21 protein-coding genes are annotated in these 24255 nt (G+C 55.5%); all 21 read right to left on the reverse strand.

Going from position 1 to position 24255, the window contains the following annotated elements; all coding sequences use genetic code 11:
- Positions 1 to 10 precede the first annotated feature (10 nt).
- Positions 11 to 3121 (reverse strand): filamentous hemagglutinin N-terminal domain-containing protein, encoded by a 3111-nt coding sequence (locus tag IPM27_07345; GenBank protein ID MBK9161366.1) that lies wholly within the window; start codon positions 3119 to 3121, stop codon positions 11 to 13.
- A gap of 81 nt (positions 3122 to 3202) precedes the next feature.
- The gene (locus IPM27_07350) at positions 3203 to 4903 is read right to left on the reverse strand and encodes a ShlB/FhaC/HecB family hemolysin secretion/activation protein (protein MBK9161367.1); all 1701 of its coding nucleotides are present in this window, start codon (positions 4901 to 4903) and stop codon (positions 3203 to 3205) included.
- A gap of 540 nt (positions 4904 to 5443) precedes the next feature.
- On the reverse strand, positions 5444 to 5752 hold the full coding sequence (locus tag IPM27_07355) for a hypothetical protein (protein ID MBK9161368.1): 309 nt from the start codon (positions 5750 to 5752) through the stop codon (positions 5444 to 5446).
- A complete protein-coding gene (locus tag IPM27_07360) occupies positions 5721 to 6014 on the reverse strand; it encodes a BrnT family toxin (protein MBK9161369.1) in 294 nt (97 codons plus the stop codon). Before IPM27_07360 ends, IPM27_07355 begins: the two co-directional genes overlap by 32 nt.
- A 407-nt stretch (positions 6015 to 6421) precedes the next feature.
- Complete coding sequence (gene glmS, locus IPM27_07365; GenBank protein ID MBK9161370.1) at positions 6422 to 8245, reverse strand: glutamine--fructose-6-phosphate transaminase (isomerizing); 1824 nt, start codon at positions 8243 to 8245, stop codon at positions 6422 to 6424.
- 162 nt (positions 8246 to 8407) lie between these two features.
- Positions 8408 to 9760, reverse strand: coding sequence for a bifunctional UDP-N-acetylglucosamine diphosphorylase/glucosamine-1-phosphate N-acetyltransferase GlmU (glmU, locus tag IPM27_07370; GenBank protein ID MBK9161371.1), 1353 nt, complete (start codon positions 9758 to 9760; stop codon positions 8408 to 8410).
- A 100-nt stretch (positions 9761 to 9860) separates the two neighbouring features.
- The gene (locus IPM27_07375; protein MBK9161372.1) at positions 9861 to 10286 is read right to left on the reverse strand and encodes a F0F1 ATP synthase subunit epsilon; all 426 of its coding nucleotides are present in this window, start codon (positions 10284 to 10286) and stop codon (positions 9861 to 9863) included.
- Between the two features lie 18 nt (positions 10287 to 10304).
- On the reverse strand, positions 10305 to 11726 hold the full coding sequence (gene atpD / locus IPM27_07380; GenBank protein ID MBK9161373.1) for a F0F1 ATP synthase subunit beta: 1422 nt from the start codon (positions 11724 to 11726) through the stop codon (positions 10305 to 10307).
- 52 nt (positions 11727 to 11778) lie between these two features.
- Positions 11779 to 12645, reverse strand: coding sequence for a F0F1 ATP synthase subunit gamma (gene atpG / locus IPM27_07385; protein MBK9161374.1), 867 nt, complete (start codon positions 12643 to 12645; stop codon positions 11779 to 11781).
- Positions 12646 to 12716: 71 nt separating this feature from the next.
- Entirely contained in the window at positions 12717 to 14258 is a 1542-nt protein-coding gene (locus IPM27_07390; GenBank protein ID MBK9161375.1) for a F0F1 ATP synthase subunit alpha, read from the reverse strand.
- Between the two features lie 30 nt (positions 14259 to 14288).
- Positions 14289 to 14822, reverse strand: a complete 534-nt coding sequence (locus IPM27_07395) for a F0F1 ATP synthase subunit delta (GenBank protein MBK9161376.1) — start codon at positions 14820 to 14822, stop codon at positions 14289 to 14291.
- A gap of 5 nt (positions 14823 to 14827) precedes the next feature.
- The gene (locus IPM27_07400; GenBank protein ID MBK9161377.1) at positions 14828 to 15298 is read right to left on the reverse strand and encodes a F0F1 ATP synthase subunit B; all 471 of its coding nucleotides are present in this window, start codon (positions 15296 to 15298) and stop codon (positions 14828 to 14830) included.
- Positions 15299 to 15351: 53 nt separating this feature from the next.
- On the reverse strand, positions 15352 to 15594 hold the full coding sequence (atpE, locus tag IPM27_07405) for a F0F1 ATP synthase subunit C (GenBank protein ID MBK9161378.1): 243 nt from the start codon (positions 15592 to 15594) through the stop codon (positions 15352 to 15354).
- Positions 15595 to 15644: 50 nt separating this feature from the next.
- The gene (gene atpB / locus IPM27_07410) at positions 15645 to 16508 is read right to left on the reverse strand and encodes a F0F1 ATP synthase subunit A (GenBank protein ID MBK9161379.1); all 864 of its coding nucleotides are present in this window, start codon (positions 16506 to 16508) and stop codon (positions 15645 to 15647) included.
- Positions 16501 to 16998, reverse strand: coding sequence for an ATP synthase subunit I (locus IPM27_07415; GenBank protein MBK9161380.1), 498 nt, complete (start codon positions 16996 to 16998; stop codon positions 16501 to 16503). Before IPM27_07415 ends, atpB begins: the two co-directional genes overlap by 8 nt.
- Before the next feature lie 2 nt (positions 16999 to 17000).
- On the reverse strand, positions 17001 to 17852 hold the full coding sequence (locus tag IPM27_07420) for a ParB/RepB/Spo0J family partition protein (protein MBK9161381.1): 852 nt from the start codon (positions 17850 to 17852) through the stop codon (positions 17001 to 17003).
- Entirely contained in the window at positions 17845 to 18648 is an 804-nt protein-coding gene (locus tag IPM27_07425; GenBank protein ID MBK9161382.1) for a ParA family protein, read from the reverse strand. Before IPM27_07425 ends, IPM27_07420 begins: the two co-directional genes overlap by 8 nt.
- Complete coding sequence (gene rsmG / locus IPM27_07430; GenBank protein MBK9161383.1) at positions 18645 to 19280, reverse strand: 16S rRNA (guanine(527)-N(7))-methyltransferase RsmG; 636 nt, start codon at positions 19278 to 19280, stop codon at positions 18645 to 18647. The genes IPM27_07425 and rsmG overlap by 4 nt, the downstream gene beginning before the upstream one ends.
- Entirely contained in the window at positions 19277 to 21178 is a 1902-nt protein-coding gene (mnmG, locus tag IPM27_07435) for a tRNA uridine-5-carboxymethylaminomethyl(34) synthesis enzyme MnmG (GenBank protein MBK9161384.1), read from the reverse strand. The genes rsmG and mnmG overlap by 4 nt, the downstream gene beginning before the upstream one ends.
- An 86-nt stretch (positions 21179 to 21264) precedes the next feature.
- The gene (gene mnmE, locus IPM27_07440) at positions 21265 to 22614 is read right to left on the reverse strand and encodes a tRNA uridine-5-carboxymethylaminomethyl(34) synthesis GTPase MnmE (GenBank protein ID MBK9161385.1); all 1350 of its coding nucleotides are present in this window, start codon (positions 22612 to 22614) and stop codon (positions 21265 to 21267) included.
- The gene (gene yidC / locus IPM27_07445; protein ID MBK9161386.1) at positions 22595 to 24253 is read right to left on the reverse strand and encodes a membrane protein insertase YidC; all 1659 of its coding nucleotides are present in this window, start codon (positions 24251 to 24253) and stop codon (positions 22595 to 22597) included. The genes mnmE and yidC overlap by 20 nt, the downstream gene beginning before the upstream one ends.
- Positions 24254 to 24255: the final 2 nt, after the last annotated feature.

Consider the following 24255-nt stretch of genomic DNA (forward strand, 5'->3'; position numbering starts at 1 on the left):
GCCGCCGCGGTCAGCGCGGTGCCCGTACCGAGACCGTGCCCAGTGCGAAGCCGGTGTAGTTCACACCGCTCGCCGTCGAGATCAGGCTGGTGTCGTCAAAGCTGCCGTTCATGCCGGTCAGCGCGGTGCCCGCACCGCTCACGGCATTGAAGCCCGTGTAGACGATGGTGCTCGCCGTCGAGGTCAACGTGTCGTCGGCGAAGCTGCCGTTCACGTTGGCGATCGCGCCGGTGCCGCTCACTGTGGCTGCCGAGGCGAAGGTGATGCCCTGGTTGCTCTGGGCCGCGTCGTCAAAGCCGACCGCGCCGGTCACGGCGGTGGTATTGCTCGCCGTGTCGAATGCGCTGTAAATGATGCCGCTGGTACCGGTGCCGGTGTTCAAGCCGCCGATGGCGAAGTCCGCCGAGTTGGCCACGTCCGCCGTGCCGTCACCCGCTACCGTCGCCAGTCCTGCCAGGCCGCTGTAGTTGATCAGGCTGCCCGATACCTTGGTGCCGTCGTTGAAGCTGGTCGCCACGCCAGTCAGCGCGGTGCCCGTACCCGCTACCGTGCCCAGTGCGAAGCCGGTGTAGTTCACACCGCTCGCCGTCGAGATCAGGCTGGTGTCGTCAAAGCTGCCGTTCATGCCGGTCAGCGCGGTGCCCGCACCGCTCACGGCATTGAAGCCCGTGTAGACGATGGTGCTCGCCGTCGAGGTCAACGTGTCGTCGGCGAAGCTGCCGTTCACGTTGGCGATCGCGCCGGTGCCGCTCACTGTGGCTGCCGAGGCGAAGGTGATGCCCTGGTTGCTCTGGGCCGCGTCGTCAAAGCCGACCGCGCCGGTCACGGCGGTGGTATTGCTCGCCGTGTCGAATGCGCTGTAAATGATGCCGCTGGTACCGGTGCCGGTGTTCAAGCCGCCGATGGCGAAGTCCGCCGAGTTGGCCACGTCCGCCGTGCCGTCACCCGCTACCGTCGCCAGTCCTGCCAGGCCGCTGTAGTTGATCAGGCTGCCCGATACCTTGGTGCCGTCGTTGAAGCTGGTCGCCACGCCAGTCAGCGCGGTGCCCGTACCCGCTACCGTGCCCAGTGCGAAGCCGGTGTAGTTCACGCCGCTCGCCGTCGAGATCAGGTTGGTGTCGTCAAAGCTGCCGTTCACCGTGGTCAGCGCGGTGCCCGCACCGCTCACGGCATTGAAGCCCGTGTAGACGATGGTGCTCGCCGTCGAGGTCAACGTGTCGTCGGCAAAGCTGCCGTTCACGTTGGCGATCGCGCCGGTGCCGCTCACTGTGGCTGCCGAGGCGAAGGTGATGCCCTGGTTGCTCTGGGCCGCGTCGTCAAAGCCGACCGCGCCGGTCACGGCGGTGGTGTCCGCTGCGGTGAAGTTGTTAAATGTGATGCCTCCGGCCGTGCCTGTCGTGGCGCCGGTGATGTTGAATGTCGTTGCTCCCAGCCCAGTGATTGATCCGCCAGTGGAGGTGGTCGCAGTCCCAGTACCCGTTGGTGCGGTAGAAAATATCAGATTGGCTACATTGGTCAACGTTCCGTCGAAGGTAATTGAGGTGCCGGTAAGTGTCAGCGAATTAGCACTCGCATCAACTGTAGCCGCAGCCGTCCAGTTGATTGTGCCGCCGCCAAGACCAGTACCTGCGATTGCATTGACGTTTACAGGGCCACCGAGCAATGCCAATGCCAGAGTCGCATCGGTCAAGGTCGATACAGCTTCGGTGGTTGCCCCACAGCTAACGGTTGAGCAGCCAGCAAATTCAGCGGAGTCTACTCCGGGCGTAATGATCTGCAAATCTGTCGGATCGAGCAGCAATGTGCCAGCCGAACCATGTGGCGCACGGCGGTCTGCCGTTCCGTTGAACGCCAGAACACCCTTGCCGGAGACTTCGACAAAGCCGCCGTCACCGGCATTCGCACCGCCGCGCGCGCTGATGGCTCCGGAATATCTTGTCGTATCGTCGGCCCATACGATGACCTTGCCGCCGTCGCCGGTAGTGTTCGCATTGGCAGCGATGGTGGTGTTCTGGTCGACCGTGGTGAAGGCCGCAGTGGCTACCGCGCCCTTGCCCTGGAAGTCGCCGCCCACCAGTACCGTGCCGCCACCCGCATCGCCCGATGCGTCGATGGTTGCGCCGGTCAGTTGAATGTGGTCGCCGAGAACCTGGATGGTGCCGCCGGTTTGTCCCGCGCCGGCGCCGGAGGCATCCAGCGTGCCGCTGACGGAAACCACACCGGCATTGCCGCCGTCCAGCACGATGGTGCCGTTCTGGTTGGAGAGGGTGTTGGCCTTGATGACGCCGTCCATGTTGACGACGGTGTCGAGCAGGGCGTTGGCGGAACGCGCGGTCAGGAATACGTTGCCGCCGTCGGCCTGGATCAGGCCGCTGTTGGCGATGCTGGCGTTGACTGCCGCGCCGTCCACGGCGACGCTGATGAGGCCGTCACCGACGAGGTCGAGGCTGACGCGGTCGCCCGCGGCCAGCGCAACCGTTCCCATGCGCGCGACGATGGCGCCCTGGTTGGATACCTGCGGCGCAAGCAGCGCGGCATAGCCGGCGTTGATCGCGCCCTGGTTGACGACTGATCCTGCATTGCCGCCATTGACGAAGACGTTGTTGCCGGCCATCAGGTCGGCGTCGCTGATATTGAGGGTGGTGGCAACCAGGCCGCCGACGTTGACGTTGGCACCGGGCGCGAACAGTACGCCGCTGGGGTTGACCAGGAATACCTGGCCGTTGGCGGTGAGGCTACCGAAGATCGAGGAGGGGTCACTCCCGAGCACACGGTTGAGCATTACCGAGGTCACGCCCGGCTGGTTGATGTTCACCAGTTCGCCGGTGGCGATGCTGAAACCCTGCCAGTTGAGCACTGCACGCTGCGATGCCTGGTCGATCTGCATGGTCTGCGCGGTCTGGCTGATGGTTGCCGAACCCGCTGCTACGGAGCCGCCGGTGGGCAACGCGTAGGTGTGTCCCATGAATGCGGTGAGCAGCGCTGCAACCAGGCTGCTGACGACGCGACGACGTCTGAGGGTGTAATAGAGTTTTCTGCCGCCGGAGAGCTTCACGACCCAGGAAGTTGGCTTGGTTTTGCCGGAAGCTGCTTTGGATGTGAAATCTTTTTCGCTGTTCATGTTGACCCCTCAATATTGCGTTATTACGTCGCCGTTATATCTGATGACTGCATCCCGGCATCTGCCGGAATGGAACATTCCCTAGAACCATTTGGATACATAGAACCACATGCGTGGATCGCGATCCACGTCGGAAGTCGGCATGTTGTTGCTGCCCTTCCATGCCAGGGTGGCGCGCACGATGTAGTTCGCCGTCTCGCCCCAGCTTATGCCCACGCCATAGGCGCTGAGATCGCGTTTGAGATTGGTGTCGGTAGGCAACGCTTGCTTGTGTGCCTGCGCATGTCCCACATCGACGAAGCCGAATGCCATCAACTCTCCGCCCAGCAGGGGTTCGCCGAAGGTCTTACGAACTTCGCCGGTCAGGATGTAACCTTCGTCCGCAGGCTCTTCTCCCACCGGGTAGGCACGTACGCCACTTGGTCCGCCCAGCGAGAATTTTTCGGAAGAATCGAGGTTCTTCGAAGCGAGCTGGCCGCTCAGGTTGCCGAACAACGCCAGGTTCTCGCCCAGGCTTTGCAGACGTCCCACACCGTAATTGAGCTTTTCGTAGTTGCCGTTGGTCTTGTAGCCGGTCGCACCCTGGTCAGCCGCGAGGTCGGTCGCGGTCTTGATATCAAGCTGGCCGACCGTATAGGACAGGCTGAAGGTGTTCAGCCCGCCGCCAGCCAGTTCATCACGAGAATCGCCACCGACACCCAATGCCGTTGCCGTGGTTTTCTTTTCGCTGGATGCCGCGATGGAGTCGATCACGTCCTGCAGTCTTTTCTGGGTGTAGCCGAGCTGGCCGAACACGTTGAGGTTGCGCGAACGGATGAAAGGATGTTGCACGAAGCCGTCGAACACGCCGGCACGACCATGCGCCCCCAGATTTGCGAAATCCTTGCCTATCCGATAGTTCAGGTCGGTGTAGGCGGCGCCGATCTTGGTGCCTTGCGAAAATACGGGGATGGTGTAGGAGACGCGGCCCAGTTTCATTCCGCCCGAATCCGAGTTCGTGCCGCGCACCGTCAGCACATCACCCAGTCCGGTCGGGTTGTTGACGCTCACGCCACCGTTCAATCTGTATTCGCCGGTAAAACGGTTGCCGCCGTTATCGACCCCGACGTCACCCGTAACGAAGTTCCCGGTATCCGTCACATCCACCAGCACATCGGCGGCGCCGACTTCACTACCGGGCGCCAGTGTCGATTTGACTTTTACGCCCGGCATATCACTCAGCAGCAGGAGCGGACGTTCCAGACCGGTCTCGTTGATCAACTGGCCCGGCTCGATCTGGTTGACGATCCCCTGTGCCACGGATTCGGAAAGACGCGCACCTTCGTTGAGGTGCAGCTTGGGTTGACCCACGCGACCTTCGAGTATCACGATCTCGACCGTGCCGTCCTTGATGTTCTGCTTGGGCAGGTAGGCATGCGCGAGGAAATAGCCGTGTTTGCGGTAATGGGCAGTCAGGACATTCGCCGCCTCTTGCAGTTCGTCGAAGGTCAGCTCTTTGCCAACGTAGGATGCGATGAGCGGCAACAGATCGCCTTCGGCGAATACGGTGTTACCACTGATCTTGAATGCGGTGACGTTTACCGATAATCCCGCCGTCTCGGGCAACGCAGGGGGCGCCGGCTGTTCGATGCTGATATCCGGCGCGGGCTTGGGTGGCTGCGATGGTTCCTTTTGACTTTCAAGCAGACTACCTGCGTCCGGCTGGGCAATTGCCATGCCACTGCACATCACCAATAACACAGTCGTGGCAAGCTTGTTCAATTGCCAGAATTCTTGTCGCATTTTTCCACCCCTTTTACTTTAAATTTCCTGCGCGCAATATCGATCCGGATCTCAATCTGCGAATCCGGTTTAACTCAAATAAAAATCAACTTTGTTTTAGTTGGGAATTTCAAATCACTAAACAGACGCATCTATACCACTATAAAACATTCAACGGTGCGCGATGCTAACCCAGCCGTTTGCGGGGTGTCAACCAAAGCGTCCCTATTTATCGTTATCGCCCATCTTCTCGATTCTTTATACATGGCAGTCGCGATCTACAAATCCCTGTCCGGTCTCCCGGACACATAGTAGGCTATTTTGCATTTTGGCCATATATGCCGAAATGCATAGATAGTTCGGCCTATTGAGCCTTCCATAAATCAGGACAAGACGATCAGAAATGAAGTCGAGTGAAGTAATAGCCGCGTCATTCCCGCGCAAGCGGGAATCCAGTGGGTTTAATGAAAATGCATTTTTTCTTGCTGGATTCCCGCTTTGCGAGCAACCGCTATGCGGCTTGCCTGCTTACCCCTTTGCGCGGGAATGACGACTTAGAGGTCATCGGCGCTGCGCGGCTTTATCTTTATCGCGCAGCGTCCGTGTGGACTGCCGGGTTGGGGCTTGACCATCAACATAAGCGTCGAGAAGTCGGCGAATCATGCGCTGGTACTGAGTGTGATGCTTTGAGGCCTCCGACTTGAAGAACTCGATGCTCTTCTTGCTCAGGGCCAGAGTTACTTTCACACCTTCTTCACGAAATGCCAATTCGGCCGGCGAGGGGAGGAAGTCTGAAACCACCTGAACCTTGCCAAGGGGTTCATCGGTATATTTGATTTTAGTTTCGGCCTTGTTCGTTTTCGCGCTCATAGATCGCCTTTCCTTTGCGCCAATAACCGGCGCCGATGATTCGAATAACCGAAGCGCGGTAAGTGAACCGCACCGTGAGCACACCGCCGTCAACTTCGCCAAAGCAATAGAACCGCTCTTCGGTCTGGCTGTGTGCCTCGTCTTTGGCTATCACGCGCTGCGGGTCCGCAAAGGCGTATTGGGCACGTGAGAAGGAGACTCCATGCTTCCCCTGATTTTCGGCGTCCTTGTCGGGATCCCAATCAAAGCGAGTTTCAGCCATGGGTGCAGAGTAGCATTAGTCCATACAAAAAGCCATACGGCAATATGGAAAGCTATAACGAGGCTCGCTGCGCTCACGTTCACCCTACGGCCACAAGAGTCTTCACCGCGAGCCCCGCGCCCAGCCGGTCACTCGACAGTTTGCGCATCACCCGGCAAGCCGGGCTCCTGCAACTTCTTCTGGCTTGTGGCTTTGGCCGGTGCGCTGCACCTTAACGTTCGTTACACTCACGTTCACCCTACGGGTACAAGAGCCTCCGCCGTAAACCGCGCACTAAATCCATCACTCAACCGTGACGGATTTAGCCAAGTTGCAAGGCTTGTGGTTCCGACCGCCCTTTCGGGCTTAACTTGCTGCGCAACCCTCCGGGTACAAGAGTCTTCACCGCAAGTCCCGCGCCCAGCCGGTCACTCGACAGTGACCGACTTGGCAAGATTGCGGGGCTTGTCCACATCGGTGCCTTTTTGCAATGCGACGTAGTAGGCCAGCAGTTGCAGCGGAAGGGTGTGCAGGATCGGGCTCAGGTAACCGGCATGTTCCGGCATCTGCATGATGTGGATGCCGTCCGCCTCTTTGATATGTGTTTCCGCGTCCGCGAATACATACAGTTCGCCGCCGCGCGCGCGCACTTCCTGCAGGTTGGATTTGAGCTTTTCCAGCAACGCGTCGTTCGGCGCCACCGAGATGACCGGCATGTTCTTGTCCACCAGTGCCAGCGGGCCATGCTTCAGTTCGCCTGCCGGATATGCCTCGGCGTGGATGTAGGATATCTCCTTGAGTTTGAGCGCGCCTTCCAGCGCGATCGGATAATGCAAGCCGCGCCCCAGGAAAAGCGCGTTATGTTTGTCGACAAACTGTTCGGCAAGTTTGGCGATCTGTGGCTCCAGTTCCAGTACCTTTTGTGTCGCGCTGGGAAGATGACGCAATTCATGCAGGTGTTGCTGCTCCTGCTGTGCGGTCATGCGGCCACGCGTCTTGGCCAGCACCAGGGTCAGCAGGAACAATGCGGCAAGCTGTGTAGTGAAGGCTTTGGTGGAGGCCACCCCGATCTCCGGTCCCGCGCGGGTCAGCAGGCGCAGCTTGCATGAGCGTACCAGCGCGCTCTCCGGTACGTTACAGATCGCCAGCGTGTGTGTGTGTCCTTGTGCCTTGGCATGGTTGAGCGCCGCCTGGGTGTCGGCGGTCTCGCCTGATTGCGAGACCACGACTACCAGCGACTTCGGGTTGGGCACGCTGACTCGGTAACGATATTCGCTGGCGATCTCCACGTTGCAGCGGATGCCGGCGATATCTTCCAGCCAGTAGCGCGCCACCAGTCCGGCGTGGTAGCTGGTGCCACAGGCCAGGATCAGGATGCTGTCTATGTCCGCCAGCGTCGCGGCCGCTTCCGCGCCGAAGATACCCGGCACCAGCGATTGGCTGTTGCATACCGATTCGAGCGTATTCGCCAATGCCTGTGGTTGCTCGTGGATCTCTTTCTGCATGTAGTGACGATACAGGCCGAGTTCGACGCTTTCGTTGCTCAGCTCGCTCAGCTGGACGGGACGCTCGACCTGTTCACCCGTCGCATCGAATATCCGGTAGCCGGGACGTTCCAGCTCGACGACGTCGCCTTCTTCCAGATAGACCACTTTGCGCGTCACTGGCAGTAGCGCGGATACATCCGATGCGATGAAATACTCGCCCTCCCCCACGCCCAGCAACAACGGGCTGCCGCGTCGCGCGCAGATGAGGCGGTCCGGGTCATCGGAGGCAACCACGCCGATGGCATACGCGCCCACCAGTTCGGCCAGGGCGGCCCGGGTTGCAGCCAGCAGGGATCTGCTTGAAAAATGGCTGTGGATCAGGTGTGCGATGACCTCGGTGTCGGTGTCGGAGGTGAACTCATATCCTGCTGCCGTCAGGCGGGTGCGCAGCTCTTCGTAGTTCTCGATGATTCCGTTATGCACCACGGAGATGTGGTCGCGGCTCATGTGCGGATGCGCGTTGCGCTCGCTCGGCACGCCGTGCGTCGCCCAGCGGGTATGCGCTATGCCGAGTTGCCCTTCCGTTGCGGCGCTACGTTCGCGCAGTTCGGCCACCCGCCCGGTACTGCGCACGCGTTCCAGCCTGCCATCGCGTACCACCACGAGGCCGGCGGAGTCATAACCGCGATATTCCAGACGTTGCAATCCCTCCAGCAGGATCGGCACGACATTCCGCTGCGCGATGGCACCTACGATTCCACACATTGCCTAAACTCCTTCGTGCCGTCGTTCCCGCGCAAGCGGGAATCCAGATGATTAAATGATTTCCCGCGAAGCGGGACAGCGTTGCTGTTTTGTCCGCTTCGCGGAGTATTTTTTGCTGGATTCCCGCCTGCGCGGGAATGACGCATGTGTTACCAGCCTGCTTTATTTTTTCTTCGCCGGCCGTTTCCAGCCCTTGATGGTTGTCTGTTTGCTGCGCGACAGGGTCAGCTCCCCTTCTGGTGCATCGCGGCTGATGGTCGAACCTGCACCGATGGTTGCGCCTTTGCCCACCGTAACGGGTGCGATCAGTTGCGTATCCGAGCCGATGAACGCATCGTCCTCGATGATGGTGCGGTGTTTGTTCGCGCCGTCGTAGTTGCAGGTGATGGTTCCGGCTCCGACATTGACGCGTCGACCTACCGTGCTGTCGCCGATGTAACTGAGGTGGTTGGCCTTGCTTCCCTGACCGATCTCGCTGTTCTTGATCTCGACGAAATTGCCGACATGCGCGTCATCATGCAGCCTGGTCCCGGGCCGCAACCGCGCATAAGGGCCAATGTGGCAAGCGGCGCCTATCTGGCTGTCGTCGATGTGGCTGTATGGCGCGATCTGCGTATCCCGCGCAATGCTTGCATTGCGGATGACGCTGTAAGCGCCCACTCTCACCCTGTCTCCCAACGCCACGTCACCCTCGAAAACACAGCCGATATCGATCTCGACGTCGCGCCCGCAGACCAGCTTGCCGCGCACGTCGAGGCGCGCCGGATCGGCAAGCGTCACTCCGTGTGCGAGCAAGCGATCCGCTTCGACCTTCTGCCAGGTTCGTTCCAATTCCGCCAGCTGTGCCTTGCTATTGATGCCGTGTATTTCCCATTCCTGTGCAGGCTGTACGGTGTGTACCGGGATGCCCTGCCGGACTGCCATGCCGACGATGTCGGTCAGGTAGTACTCACTTTGCGCATTGTCATTGCTCAAACTTGCCAGCCAGCCGCGCAGCATTTTTGTCGGTGCAAGCAGGATGCCTGTGTTCACTTCCCGGATGTCACGCTGTTCGGGAGTTGCTTCCTTTTCTTCCACTATGCATTGCACGTCGCCCTGCTCGTCCCGAACGATGCGTCCGTAGCCCGCAGGATTGTCGAGATTGACGGTAAGCAGCACCAGACCCTCTCCCGCTTGCTGCATCTGGTGCAGGGTGCCGGGCTGGATCAGCGGTACATCGCCATATAGCACCAGCGTCCGGCCTTCATCGCCAAGATGCGGCACGGCTTGTTGCACTGCATGGCCCGTGCCGAGCTGGGGTTCCTGAATGATGAATTCAGCCTCGTATCGGCGCATCGCCTGTGGTACGGCTTCGCCGCCGTGTCCGTAGATCACACAAACTTTTCTGGGGTGGAACCGACTTGCGCAATCCAGCACATGCTGCACCAGTGGCTTGCCGGCCAGGGCGTGCAACACCTTGGGTTTGTCGGAATGCATGCGCGTGCCTTTACCGGCAGCGAGGATGACGATATTCAGGTCGCTCATATGCGGGGCTTTTCAGAGATGATGAAGTATATCGCCCGCACAACAAAAAAGCAGCCGAAGCTGCCTTTTTGTTCGGGTGTACAGATATCCGTCAATGTACGTTCTTGCGCATTTGCTGGATGGCACGCAATTGGGCGATCGCTTCCAGCAACTCGGCCTGAGCTGCCGCGTAGTCGATGTCGGAAGTGCGGTTCTTCATCGCCTCTTCTGCGGCCTGCTTGGCTTCCAGTGCACGGGCTTCATCCAGATCGTGACCGCGGATCGCGGTATCGGCCAGAACGGTTACGACATCGGGCTGGATCTCCAGCATGCCGCCCGAAACGTAGATCAGCTCTTCCTGCTCCTGGTCCGGACGCTTGATGCGTACCGCTCCCGGTTTGATGCGCGTCAGCAGTGCGACGTGACGCGGGTAAATGCCCAACTCACCCATCTGTCCCGGAACGACGACGAATTCGGCCAGCCCCGAGAAGATGGATTCTTCTGCACTTACCACGTCTAGATGTACGGTCATTGCCACGGTTGCCCCCATTCCTGATTATTGCAGTGTCTTGGCTTTTTCGACCGCTTCTTCGATGCCGCCAACCATGTAGAACGCTTGCTCCGGCAGGTGATCGTATTCGCCGTCTACAATGCCCTTGAACCCCTTGATGGTGTCCTTCAGCGTCACGTATTTGCCAGGCGCTCCGGTGAACACTTCGGCCACATGGAACGGCTGCGACAGGAAACGCTGGATCTTGCGCGCACGAGCTACGGCCAGTTTGTCTTCCGGTGCCAGTTCGTCCATGCCCAGAATGGCGATGATGTCGCGCAGTTCCTTGTAGCGCTGCAGAGTTGCCTGAACCTTACGGGCAACGCCGTAGTGCTCTTCGCCCACGACCAGCGGATCCAGCTGGCGGGAAGTGGAGTCCAGCGGATCGACCGCAGGGTAGATACCCAGCGAGGCGATGTCACGGCTCAACACGACGGTGGAGTCGAGGTGAAGGAAGGTGGTTGCCGGAGACGGGTCGGTCAAGTCATCCGCAGGAACGTATACGGCCTGGATGGAAGTGATCGATCCAACCTTGGTGGAGGTGATACGCTCTTGCAGACGGCCCATTTCTTCGGCCAGTGTCGGCTGGTAACCCACCGCGGATGGCATACGGCCCAGCAGTGCGGACACTTCGGTACCGGCCAGGGTGTAACGGTAGATGTTGTCCACGAAGAACAGGATGTCGCGGCCTTCGTCACGGAATTTTTCAGCCATGGTCAGACCGGACAGCGCCACGCGCAGACGGTTGCCGGGCGGTTCGTTCATCTGGCCGAACACCATCGCAACCTTGGATTTGGTGAAGTCTTCCTTGTCGATGACGCCGGCATCGGTCATTTCGTGATAGAAGTCGTTGCCTTCGCGGGTGCGCTCACCCACGCCGGCAAATACCGACAGGCCGCTATGCTGTTTGGCGATGTTGTTGATCAGTTCCAGCATGTTCACGGTCTTGCCCACGCCGGCGCCGCCGAACAGACCGACCTTGCCGCCCTTGGCGAACGGACAAACCAGGTCGATCACCTTGATGCCGGTTTCCAGCAGGTCGACAGACGGGGACAGTTCGTCGAATTTAGGTGCCTTCTGGTGGATTTCGCGGAATTCGTCGGATTTGATTTCACCCACTTCATCAATGGGGCGGCCCAGCACGTCCATGATGCGGCCCAGCGTACCCATGCCGACGGGAACCTTGATTGCACTTCCGGTGGCGTTAACCAGCATGCCGCGACGCAGACCGTCGGATGATCCCATTGCAATGGTACGCACAACGCCGTCGCCCAATTGTTGCTCGACCTCGAAAGTCAGGCCCGCTTCAACGGTTGCGTTATCCGCGTCCGCCAATTTCAGCGCCTCGTAAACCTTGGGCATTTTGTCGCGTGGAAATTCGATGTCAACCACCGCGCCGATACATTGAACAACCTTTCCTTGACTCATTTTGAGATTCCCCGTCTAAAAATTAATTCTGAATTCGTTAACCGTGCTGGTATCAACCGATCGCGGCCGCGCCACCGACAATTTCCGAAATTTCCTTGGTAATGGCTGCCTGGCGTGCCTTGTTGTACACAAGCTTGAGTTCGCTGATGACGTTCTTCGCATTGTCCGAGGCGGCCTTCATAGCCACCATTCGCGAACTCTGTTCGGAAGCCATGTTCTCCACGACAGCTTGATACACCAGGGATTCGATATAGCGCACCAGAAGCTCGTCTATAACCGGCTTGGCATCCGGCTCGTAGATATAGTCCCATGTACCGCTGGCCTTGCCTATTTGCTCCCCGGACAGCGGAAGCAACTGCTCGATGCGCGGTTCCTGCTTCATCGTGTTGACGAAGTGGTTATAGCTCAGGTGGATCGCATCGATCTCGCCGGCAACATACGCATCCAGCATGGCCTTCACTGCGCCGATCAGTTTTTCCATATGCGGTACATCGCCAAGACCGGTCAGATGGGATTTGACTTTGGCGCCTACGCGGCCCATGAAGCTGAAACCCTTGTTCCCGATTGGGCAGACAATGATCCCCTTGCCTTCTTCATCCCATGACTTCATGCGACTCACCACGAGACGCAGTACATTGGTATTCAATCCGCCGCACAAGCCCTTGTCGGAAGTCACCACAATAAGGCCGACGTTCTTGATCGCTTCGCGTTTGACCAGGAATGCATGCTTGTATTCCGGGTTGGCGCGCGACAGGTGCGCGGCAACGTTGCGTATCTTCTCGGCATATGGACGGGCGGCACGCATGCGTTCCTGCGCTTTGCGCATTTTTGCTGCGGCCACCATTTCCATCGCGCGCGTGATCTTGCGAGTGTTTTCGACACTCTTGATCTTCGTGCGGATTTCTTTGCTGCCTGCCATGATCTCTCCCGCTTATAACCAACCACTTGGCAACCATTTCAGATTGCCTGGTGGGATGGCTTGTTGTTTTATCAGTAAACTGCCGTTGCCTTGAATTCCTCGATCGCAGCCATCAACAATTTCTCGTTATCTGCCGAGAGGTCTTTGCTCGACTCGATCGCATCCATCAGCGATTTTTTGTTCGCTCCAAGATTGCTATGCAGAGCCGACTCGAAGGCCAGCGCCTTGGCTACAGGAACGTCATCGAAGTAACCCTTGTTCACTGCAAACAGAGTAACGGCCATTTGAGCGACCGACAGCGGGCAGTATTGCAATTGTTTCATCAGCTCTGTCACGAGGCGGCCACGCTCCAGTTGCTTGCGGGTGGACTCGTCCAGATCAGAAGCAAACTGGGCAAATGCTGCAAGTTCACGGTATTGCGCTAAAGCCAGACGTACGCCGCCACCCAGTTTCTTGATGACTTTGGTCTGTGCCGCACCACCTACACGGGATACCGATACGCCGGCGTTGATCGCGGGGCGGATACCTGCGTTGAACAGGTCGGCCTCCAGGAAGATCTGGCCGTCGGTAATGGAGATCACGTTGGTCGGAACGAACGCGGATACGTCACCCGCCTGGGTCTCGATCACGGGCAAGGCGGTCAAAGAGCCTGTTTTGCCTTTAACGGCGCCATTGGTAAAGGCTTCGACGTAGTCAGCGTTCACTCGCGCTGCACGCTCCAGCAAGCGGGAATGCAGGTAGAACACGTCGCCGGGATAAGCTTCACGGCCAGGCGGACGACGCAGCAGCAGGGAAATCTGACGATACGCCCAGGCTTGCTTGGTCAGGTCGTCATATACGATCAGCGCATCTTCGCCGCGATCGCGGAAGTATTCGCCCATCGTGCAACCCGCATATGGCGCCAGGAACTGCATCGCTGCGGAGTCGGAGGCGGTAGCGGCAACAACGATGGTGTATTCCATCGCACCATGCTCTTCCAGCTTGCGCACCACGTTGGCAACAGTAGAAGCTTTCTGACCCACCGCAACGTAGATACAGGTCATGTCCTGACCCTTCTGGTTGATGATGGTGTCGACCGCAACGGCGGTTTTGCCCGTCTGGCGGTCGCCGATGATCAGTTCGCGCTGGCCGCGGCCTACCGGAACCATCGAGTCAATCGATTTCAGTCCGGTTTGCACTGGCTGGTCGACGGACTTACGCGCGATCACGCCCGGCGCGACCTTTTCAATCTTGTCAGTCATCTTGCTGTTGACCGGGCCCTTGCCGTCAATGGGCTGACCCAAAGCATTCACTACGCGTCCGCGCAGTTCCGGCCCGACCGGCACTTCCAGGATGCGACCGGTACATTTGACCGTGTTGCCTTCAGTGATGTGTTCGTATTCACCCAGGATCACGGCGCCAACTGAGTCGCGCTCAAGGTTCAGGGCCAAACCGAACGTGTTGCCGGGGAATTCCAGCATTTCGCCTTGCATCACGTCGGACAGACCATGCACACGGACAATACCATCGGTTACGCTAACCACCGTACCTTCGGTGCGCGCCTGGGTCAGTGCCTCGAAATTCTCGATGCGACTGCGAATCAAATTGCTAATTTCGGAGGGGTTGAGCTTCATCTGAATTTCCTTATTCTTGATAATTCTTTATCAGGCTAGGGTGTTTGCCATCTCGCTGAGACGAGTTAGTGCTGAACCATCAATGACTTTGTCTCCGGCGCGAATCACTACGCCCCCCAGCAATTCTTTGTTGACTTTACAGGTCAGTTTGATTTCCCGGCCCATGCGCTTCTTCAGCGAATTGACTATCTTGTCTTGTTGCGCCACAGACAATTCAAACGCCGAGTCCACCACCACATCCATGCTTTTCTCAGCTTCGAATTTGAGCGCTTCGAATGCTGCGGCAATCTCGGGTAAGACCTGCAAACGCTGGTTATCCGCCAGAACCCGGACGAAATTCAATTGCTGTGGCTCAAGTTTGCCGCCCAGCAGATCGGCCATCAAGAGGCCCTTCTTATCCTTTGGTACTCGCGGGCTACTTATCACGGTGCGAATCTCTGGATAATTTACTGCTTCTGCAAGTGACCTTAGCATTTCCGACCAACCTTTAAGGTCGGATAGCTTTTGCGCCTCTTCGAATGCGGCTTGAGCATAGGGCCGCGCTGTGGTTATGGCTTCAGACATGGCAATCAGAGTTCCGCGGCAAGTTTATCGAGCAGATCATTGTGCGCTTTGGCATCAATCTCACGTCCAAGAATCTTTCCGGCGCCAGCCAGCGCAATCGCAGAAACCTGCATGCGTAATTGCTCCTTGGCGCGGAATACTTCCTGTTCGATCTCAGCCTTGGCACCAGTAATAATGCGCTCGCCTTCGATCTTGGCCTGTTCCTTGGCTGCCTCAACGATTTCGCTGGCGCGTTTTTCACTGCCAGCAATGATTTCTCCGGCCTTTTCCTTGGCTTCCCGCAGAATCTCTGCGGATCGCTTGGCTGCCAGTTCGAGATCATGTTTTGCACGTTCTGCTTCAGCCAGTCCATCTGCAATCAATTTGCGCCGCTCTTCCAGCGCTGCCATGATGGGTGTCCAGACAAACTTCATGCAGAACCACACGAACAGTGCGAACATGATGGTCTGGGCGAGAAGAGTTGCATTGATATTCATGCAAGCTTCCTTTCTTGAATTATGCGTTGTCTCTTACAGTAGAGAGTAACTTATTACGCCACCGCAAACAGAACGTACATCGCGATACCAACAGCAATCATTGGAACCGCATCAACCAGACCCATCACCACGAAGAACTGGGTGCGCAGCATCGGAATCAACTCCGGCTGACGGGCAGCACCTTCCAGAAAACGACCACCCAGAATACCAATACCAACGGCTGCGCCAAGCGCACCCAGACCCATCATCAGCGCCCCGGCAACGTACAGCAGTGCACTAGCAGTTGTCATTTCCATTTTCTATTTCTCCTGTTGATAAAAGTTAAAGTTGTGAAAACTCGCGAATCTTAATGATGTTCCTGATGCGCCATATCCAGATAAACGACTGTCAACGTCATGAAAATGAACGCCTGCAAGGTCACGATCAGGATGTGGAATATCGCCCAGCCCAGCGATAACAGAATCTGCGATCCGTATAGTGTTGCATTGCCGACCGAGAAACCGGCCCATGCACCACCCATCAATGCGATCAGGATAAAGATCATTTCCCCGGCATACATGTTGCCGAACAGACGCAAGGCGAGAGAAATCGGCTTGGCGATCAAATTGACGCCTTCCAGCAACAAGTTGACCGGCATACCCCACTTGCCAAACGGCTGCAACGTCAACTCACCCAGAAAGCCGCCGACACCTTTCATTTTGACGCTGTAATAAAGCACCAGCAGAAAGACGCCTATTGCCATTCCGAAAGTGGCATTGGGATCGGTGGATGGGACAACCTTGAAGAATGGAACGCCCAGTGCGCTCATCAACAATGGAACATAATCGATCGGGATCAGGTCCATCAGATTCATTATGAACACCCAGAAGAAGATGGTTAGCGCCAGCGGGCCCACCATTTTATTCTTGCCGGTAAATGAGCCGCGCACACTGCTGTCGACAAATTCGACCGACCATTCGCAGAAATTCTGCAGACTTCCCGGTACTCCCGATACGACACTTTTTGCGACACTGCGGAAAGCGAACATGAACAGCGCGCCCAGTAACAGTGACATGATGAATGTATCAAGATTGAGCGCCCAGAAACCCATGGCTTGAGCTTCTTCCGAACTGTGAGCGACGCCCCAGTTGCCGTCGGGCAATTTACCGTAAGTCAGATTTTGGAGGTGATGCTTGATGTATTCTGCAGATGTATGCGCTTCGCTAGACATTTTCTTGGTCGCTATCTTCAGTTTTGATATTCATAAACAACCGGGCCAGCATCAGCGCCGTTTGACCTGTTATAAAACCGCCCAGTACCGCAAACGGTGAATTCAATGTCGCCATGGCAACCCCTAGCGACGCCACTACCACTAAAAAACGCTCGGCAGCGTAGAAATACATTAGCCGTAATTGATGTTGTGCATCATGGGCAGTGTGCTGGTTTACTCGGGACATTCTCCAAGCCAGCAATGCACTGTTGAGAACCGAAACTCCTCCCCCGCTCAGCACCGCTATCACTGATTGCGGCGTTGCTCCACTGCCATAGGCCATGCTTCCTGCGAATATTGTGACGAGAATCTGCAGCTTCGTCACTCGCCACGCTCGATTTTTTTCTTGTGCCTCGGCTTGTATGAGCGCCGCGATGATAGCGGCGTTTGTCAGAGGTGTCAAACATTGCCGCAGTGGATTGCTATGCTGCTTTGTCACCTCATTTGCCATTCTCAAAGTTTCGATAAAAATCCGTCAAGTTGTTCATGGTTGGCATATTCGATGACAAGCTTGCCGCCGCCTTTGTTATTCGGCTTGATCTCGACGTGAACACCAAGTCGGGCGCTAGTCTCTTCTTGTAACCGTTGCGTATCACGATCTGTTTTGTGTGTCTTCTTGCCGGGCACCTTGGCGGAGGGGTTTTCGCCTTGCTGCTGTACCAGTTTTTCCGCCTCTCGCACCGAAAGGCCTTCCAGTACTATTTTGTTGGCCAATAGTACTTGTTGCACCCCTTCCAGCGACAACAGCGCACGCGCATGCCCCATGTCCAGCTTGTTTTCCATCAGCATTTCCTGCACGGCCTGGGGTAACTTAAGCAATCTGAGCAGGTTACTGGCCGCACTGCGCGAACGTCCAACCGCTTCGGCTGCAACCTGGTGGGTCATTTTGAACTCATCGATCAGCCGCTGGATTCCGATGGCTTCTTCCAGCGGATTCAGGTTCTCGCGCTGAATGTTCTCGATCAGCGCCATTGCCAGCGCCACATTGTCGGCGACGCTGCGCACCAATACCGGCACGTGGGTCAACCCAGCCAGTTGAGCTGCACGCCAACGTCGTTCACCAGCAATAATCTCATGACTGCCATCGGCAAGTTGACGCACCAGGATGGGTTGCATGATTCCCTGCGTTTTGATGGATGCCGCCAGTTCATTCAGAGAAGCTTCATCCATCCGGGATCGCGGCTGGTATTTCCCTGGCTTCAGCATGGCTACATTCAAGTCGCGCATCACCTCGTCTTTTTCGCTCTTCCCGCTGGACAATAAGGCATCCAGTCCGCGTCCCAATCCCCTGTTTGGTTTAGTCATTTTTTGTTTCCTCTGATATTGCCATGTTATGTTGGGCCGCGTTGTTCAATAATTCCCCGGCCAAAGCCAGATACGCCCGGGTCCCTTTGGATAATTTATCGTGGTACAGCGCCGGCACACCATAACTGGGTGCTTCCGCCAAGCGCACATTGCGCGGAATGACGGTTCGATAGACCTTGCTGCCAAAATGCTCTTGTAATTGTTCCGAGACTTGTTGTGCGAGCGTGTTGCGCGGGTCGAACATGGTACGCAACAATCCCTCGATTTCCAATTCCGGATTCAGGTTGGCCCGTACTTTGCGGATGGTATTAACCAAATCGCTCAAGCCTTCCAGTGCGTAGTATTCGCACTGCATCGGTATCATCACCGATCTGGCGGCGCACAGGCCGTTCAGTGTCAATAAGTTCAATGCCGGCGGACAATCGATCAACACATAATCATATTCGGATTCGATATTCTTCAGCGCGTTACGCAAGCGCATTTCGCGATGAGCAATATCTACCAACTCGATTTCCGCTCCCGCCAAATCCCGGTTGGCTGGCAAAGCATCGTATTTCCCGCTCTCTGAATATACCTTGACCTCGACTATGGACTTGCTCCCCAGCAGCACATCATAAACACTGCCCCGCAAATCCCGCTTGTCGATACCGCTTCCCATGGTCGCATTCCCCTGCGGATCAAGATCGACAAGCAGCACGCGTTGTCTGGCTGCCGCAAGGCTGGCCGCAAGATTCACCGTTGTGGTGGTTTTCCCGACCCCCCCCTTCTGGTTGGTAACAGCCAGTATTTTCGTCATCCTGCTCTTCTCCCCTTGCATGTTGCAATTACCAGATTACGCGTAGCTTCCAGTCCGGGAACCTTTAATGGGATGGTGCGTTCGACCATGCAATCGTCCGGCACACCCGCCAATTCCCGTTCAACCAAACCTTTCATTGCAGCCCAATGACCATGTGGGGCAATAAGGTGTCTCGTGATTCGCAAGAAATCACCCAATTCAGTAAATGCTCGCGAGATAATTCCATCGAATCTGTCCTGTGCCTGGAACGTTTCCACCCGATCACAATAAACCGCTGCGTTTTTCAATTCCAACTCGATAATTGTCTGCTGCACAAAACTGGTTTTTTTACTGCTACTGTCCAGCAAAGTGAACTGCCAATCGGGCTTGGCGACTGCCAGCACCAGCCCCGGAAAGCCGGCTCCACAACCAACATCCAGCCATCGTCTTGGCCATAAATGCGGCACTACCGCAAGGCTATCCAGCAAGTGATTGCTCACCATTTGCCGGGGGTCGCGGATTGCCGTCAGGTTATAAACCTTGTTCCATTTCTGCAGCAATGCAAGATATTCCAGCAACTTATCCTGCATATCTGCGCTCAGGGGAATCCCCAGTCTTTCAATTCCTTCCTGCAATTCTTTGTTGTTAGTCACGCGCGCTTCTTGCCCGGCCGGTTATCATGAAAGCCCCGCTTTAGATGCACCAGCAAAAGGGAAATTGCCGCCGGGGTGATGCCGGAAATGCGCGCTGCCTGCCCAACCGTTTCGGGCTTGTGCTGATTAAGTTTTTGCTGCGCCTCAATGGATAGTCCGCGCACCTCTTGGTAATCAAAATTGTCCGGCAAAGCCAACATTTCATATTGTTCGTTGCGCTCAATTTCATCGCGCTGCCGTTCAATATATCCATGATATTTTGCCTGTATTTCCACTTGCTCCGAGACCATTCCGTCGGCAATTTCAATACCGGCGCCGGGCAGGGTCAACAGGCTGGCATAACTGACATTCGGGCGTCGCAACAACTCATAAAGAGCATATTCGCGTTCAATGGGCTTGCCTAGCACTCTAATTGCATCTTCTGCGGGCAAATTGCGTGGATTCACCCATATGCTCCGCAACCGCTCCTGCTCGCGGGCAATGGATTCTCGCTTCCGCTCGAAGGCCTGCCACCTCTCATCATCTACGATTCCCAACCTGCGCCCAATCTCGGTCAATCTTAAATCCGCATTATCCTCGCGCAGTTGTAAGCGATATTCCGCACGACTGGTGAACATGCGGTAAGGCTCCGATGCGCCGGATGTTATCAGGTCATCCACCATCACCCCCAAATATGCCTCGTCACGTCGCGGATACCACGCTTCTTGATCGCGCGCCTGTAATGATGCATTGATTCCCGCCAACAAGCCTTGCGCGGCGGCCTCTTCGTACCCGGTAGTTCCATTGATTTGCCCGGCAAAGAACAGGCCTTCGATTGCCTTTGTTTCCAGCGAGTTTTTTAACCCGCGCGGGTCGAAGTAGTCATATTCGATTGCATATCCTGGACGCAGGATATGCGCGCTTTCCAACCCCTTGATGGAGCGCACCAAATCAAGCTGGATATCGAATGGCAGACTGGTGGAGATGCCATTTGGATAGACCTCGTGCGTAGTCAATCCTTCTGGCTCAAGGAATATCTGATGCGAGGACTTGCTGGCAAAGCGAGTGACCTTGTCTTCGATAGACGGGCAATATCGCGGTCCAACCCCCTCAATTACGCCGGTAAACAATGGCGAACGATCCAACCCGCCACGAATGATGTCATGAGTATATGAATTGGTTTCGGTGATCCAGCATGGCAATTGCCTTGGATGCTGAGCGGCATCGCCCATAAAGGAAAATACAGGTACAGGCCTGTCTCCCTGTTGCTCCTGCATAACTGAATAATCGATGGTTCGGCCATCAATGCGTGGCGGCGTGCCCGTTTTTAGTCTCCCCACCGGGAGCTTCATTTCGCGCAAACGATGAGCCAGGCTGATGGATGCCGGATCGCCGGCGCGTCCCGCCTGATAACTTGCCTGTCCAATATGGATTAATCCAGACAAAAATGTACCGGTTGTCAGCACCACGGTTTTAGCGTTAAAGCGCAACCCAAGTTGGGTTCTAACGCCACACACCCGCGCTTGCTCAATCAGCAGGTCATCTGCTGCCTGCTGAAACAGCCAGAGATTGGGCTGATTTTCCAAACGGGATCGTATCGCCTGTTTGTAAAGCAGGCGGTCAGCCTGTGCGCGGGTGGCGCGCACGGCGGGGCCCTTGCTTGAGTTCAGGACACGAAATTGTATGCCGCTTTCGTCGGTTGCTGCGGCCATTGCGCCCCCAAGCGCATCAATCTCTTTGACCAAATGCCCCTTGCCTATACCCCCAATGGATGGATTGCACGACATTTGTCCCAGCGTTTCGATGTTATGACTAAGCAGCAATGTCTTGCCACCAGCGCGCGCGCTGGCCAAAGCGGCTTCAGTGCCAGCGTGTCCTCCGCCCACCACCACCACATCGAATACATCTGGAAATTTCATGTTATCGCTGTTCCGGAAAGGACGCGCATCATACATCACAGCCCCAAGAACCCCAAACGGGTTGTTTCACGTGAAACACATCCAGCTTATTTTCCGACGCAAAATCTACTGAAAATCTCCCCAAGCAAATCGTCAGGGGTGTATTCGCCCGTAATTTCATTCAGCGCCCGCTGAGCCAGACGCAATTCTTCCGCAAACAACTCTGCGCTGGCAATTACGGATTGAGCTTGCCTCAAATGGATTTGCGCCAGCAACAGGGCTTGAAGGTGCCGGGTTCTCGCCATGAATACACCGCTTTCCAGATCGCTCCACCCTATTGCCTTTAATAGGCTGCCGCGCAACTCCTCCAACCCTTCACCGGTTTTGGCTGAAACGCATATTGATGGTGGTTTGCCACTTTCCAGGTGTTGCGCTGTTTCTTTATTTAACAAATCCGCCTTGTTGAATACAAGCATCCGCGGAATATCGGCAGGCAGGCAATCCAGAATGGACTTGTCGTATTCTGACACGCCTTGGCTTGCATCCAGCAACATTAGTATTAGGTCCGCTTTCCGCAAAGTCTGGTGAGTGCGCTCAATTCCCATGCTCTCCACCACATCCCGGGATTCGCGCAATCCGGCTGTGTCCATAATATGTAAAGGAACCCCATGAATCTGTATTGCCTGGCGGATGACATCGCGGGTAGTGCCCGGCACATCACTGACCAAAGCCACATCTTCTCCGGCTAGTCGGTTTAGCAGACTGGATTTTCCAACATTGGGTTGTCCTGCAATAACTATATATGCGCCTTCGCGTAGCAAGCTACCCTGTCTTGCTGTTTCCAGCGTATGTTGAAGCTTGGCCTGGAGGTGATCCAGCTGTGCATTTCGCTGCTCAATATCAATAGAGTCTATTTCTTCCTCTGGAAAATCCAACATGGCTTCAACCAGCATGCGTAGATGAATCAACTCATCCACCAAGCCGTGAATGACCGCAGAAAATTCTCCGCGCAATGAGCGCGCGGCACTGCGTACCGCCTCGCTGGTATTGGCATTTATCAAGTCGGCGACGCTTTCGGCTTGTGCCAGATCAAGCTTGCCGTTTAGAAAGGCGCGGCGGGTAAATTCTCCTGGCTGCGCCAGGCGCGCACCCAATGCCAAACAACGCTGTATTAACAGTTGTAATACGGCGGGTCCTCCATGCCCCTGCAGCTCAAGAACGTCTTCTCCGGTATATGAATGGGGGGCTGAAAAATATAAGGCGATACCCTGATCCAGGATATCGCCATTTCCATCAATAAAATTACTGTATGTGGCTTGGCGTACCGCGGGCAGCTTGCCCAAAATTCCACATGACAGCGCTTTGAGGTCACAACCAGATATTCTTACTATCCCCACTCCGCCCCGCCCTTGCGCCGTGGCGATGGCAGCAATAATGTCAGCGTTTCGTGGTAGCACCTTTATTTTCCTTTTCGGCAGCACGGGTGATATACCACTGTTGACCGATGGAAAGAAGGTTGTTGACAATGGAATACAGTACCAACCCCGCCGGGAAGAAGAAGAAAATTATGCTGAAGGCAATGGGCATAATCTGCATCACCTTTGCTTGCAATGGATCTGGTGGTGTGGGATTCAGGCGCATCTGGATAATCATGCTCGCCCCCATTATTACCGGTAATACGTAATATGGGTCTGCTGCGGAAAGATCGGTAATCCATCCGAAGAACGGCGCATAACGCATTTCAACGCTTGACAGTATTGCCCAGTACAATGCAATAAATACAGGGATTTGAATCAATACCGGCAAACATCCGCCCAAAGGATTTATTTTTTCACTCTTGTACAAATCCATCATGGCGCGATTTAGCTGCTCTCTGTCATCCGGGTATTGTTGTTTGATTTTTTCCAGCTTGGGCGCAACTACGCGCATTTTCGCCATCGAACGATAACTGGCCGCAGAAAGGGGGAAAAATACCAGTTTAATCAAAACGGTAAGCAATATAATTGCAACGCCCCAATTGTGAACCCAATCATTTAATAGCGACATTACCCAAAATATTGGGGTAGCTATAATTGTTAGCCAACCGTAATCTACTGTTAAACCCAAGCCTGGTGCAATTTGGTTTAAATCTGTTTTTGCTGGCCCAACATAAAGCTTGGATTCTATTTGTGTTTTTTGTCCTGATTCAACAGTTACTTCGGGTGAAATGTATCCCACAGCATATTGATCACCGCTCAATTTCCGTGTGAAATTCTCATGTGTGCCATTATCACTAGGCAACCAAGCCGCAACAAAATAGTGTTGCAAAATACCTATCCAACCATCATCCGCCTGCTTGGCGTATTCGGCATTCCCCTTCTCAATATCCTCGAATTGAATTTTCTGGAATTTTTCCTTATCTGTGTATACGGCGGCACCAATATAAGTAGGCAAAAGTTTCGAGCTGCCCTCTGGAGCCACGCTGTTTCTGATTAACTGAAAATAGCTACTTGCCTTTATCGGCGATGGGCCCACATTGTTCACTTCGTAGGAAACCCCCAATAGATAACTTCCTTTATAAAAGGTAATCGTTTTAGAAACTTCTAGTGCGCCACCCACGGATTTAAGCTGAACCCGGATTTGTTCTGCGTTTTCAGCAAGTTCGTATTGGTATTGTTCAGGAATGAATGCGCTGGTGTGGTTAGGCAACCCCGTTCCAAGCAAACCGCTTTGCGCGACATAATTGTGGGTGCCCTCACCGCGCTGAAATATCACCATTGGCTTGTTCTTATCCAAACCATCGGGATGCTCCAATAGCGCTAAATAACTTATATCGCCCCCAATGGTGCTGATTTCAGCTTCCAGTGTGTCTGTTTTAACGTGAATTATTTGTTCGCTTTCCTGTTGGGCGGATTGCCGAACCACAGCCGACTGCTGGCTTATGATGGTGTGCCCCAATTCACCAGATGGTACAACCTTTTGATTTTCTGTTTTTTTATTGGCGCTCTCGCTTTCCTGAACATATTGATCAGGATATTGATAGCGTTGCCAGCCATCCCAAACCAAGGCAAGCGAGAATGTAAAAATTAGAAACAAGAATAGTCTTTGTAAGTCCATGA

It is taken from the genome of Nitrosomonadales bacterium, assembly GCA_016716325.1.
Lineage (GTDB): Bacteria > Pseudomonadota > Gammaproteobacteria > Burkholderiales > Gallionellaceae > Gallionella.

What these genes read in the sequence shown, in the direction of transcription:
- atpG (MBK9161374.1), bottom strand. Translation starts at nt 12,645, where the DNA reads ATGGCAGGCAGCAAAGAAATCCGCACGAAGATCAAGAGTGTCGAAAAC.
- glmS (MBK9161370.1), bottom strand. Translation starts at nt 8,245, where the DNA reads ATGTGTGGAATCGTAGGTGCCATCGCGCAGCGGAATGTCGTGCCGATC.
- IPM27_07360 (MBK9161369.1), bottom strand. Translation starts at nt 6,014, where the DNA reads ATGGCTGAAACTCGCTTTGATTGGGATCCCGACAAGGACGCCGAAAAT.
- IPM27_07400 (MBK9161377.1), bottom strand. Translation starts at nt 15,298, where the DNA reads ATGAATATCAATGCAACTCTTCTCGCCCAGACCATCATGTTCGCACTG.
- IPM27_07350 (MBK9161367.1), bottom strand. Translation starts at nt 4,903, where the DNA reads ATGCGACAAGAATTCTGGCAATTGAACAAGCTTGCCACGACTGTGTTA.
- IPM27_07355 (MBK9161368.1), bottom strand. Translation starts at nt 5,752, where the DNA reads ATGAGCGCGAAAACGAACAAGGCCGAAACTAAAATCAAATATACCGAT.
- IPM27_07345 (MBK9161366.1), bottom strand. Translation starts at nt 3,121, where the DNA reads ATGAACAGCGAAAAAGATTTCACATCCAAAGCAGCTTCCGGCAAAACC.
- IPM27_07425 (MBK9161382.1), bottom strand. Translation starts at nt 18,648, where the DNA reads ATGACGAAAATACTGGCTGTTACCAACCAGAAGGGGGGGGTCGGGAAA.
- mnmG (MBK9161384.1), bottom strand. Translation starts at nt 21,178, where the DNA reads ATGAAATTTCCAGATGTATTCGATGTGGTGGTGGTGGGCGGAGGACAC.
- IPM27_07420 (MBK9161381.1), bottom strand. Translation starts at nt 17,852, where the DNA reads ATGACTAAACCAAACAGGGGATTGGGACGCGGACTGGATGCCTTATTG.
- atpB (MBK9161379.1), bottom strand. Translation starts at nt 16,508, where the DNA reads ATGTCTAGCGAAGCGCATACATCTGCAGAATACATCAAGCATCACCTC.
- IPM27_07395 (MBK9161376.1), bottom strand. Translation starts at nt 14,822, where the DNA reads ATGTCTGAAGCCATAACCACAGCGCGGCCCTATGCTCAAGCCGCATTC.
- atpD (MBK9161373.1), bottom strand. Translation starts at nt 11,726, where the DNA reads ATGAGTCAAGGAAAGGTTGTTCAATGTATCGGCGCGGTGGTTGACATC.
- IPM27_07415 (MBK9161380.1), bottom strand. Translation starts at nt 16,998, where the DNA reads ATGGCAAATGAGGTGACAAAGCAGCATAGCAATCCACTGCGGCAATGT.
- atpE (MBK9161378.1), bottom strand. Translation starts at nt 15,594, where the DNA reads ATGGAAATGACAACTGCTAGTGCACTGCTGTACGTTGCCGGGGCGCTG.
- yidC (MBK9161386.1), bottom strand. Translation starts at nt 24,253, where the DNA reads ATGGACTTACAAAGACTATTCTTGTTTCTAATTTTTACATTCTCGCTT.
- IPM27_07390 (MBK9161375.1), bottom strand. Translation starts at nt 14,258, where the DNA reads ATGAAGCTCAACCCCTCCGAAATTAGCAATTTGATTCGCAGTCGCATC.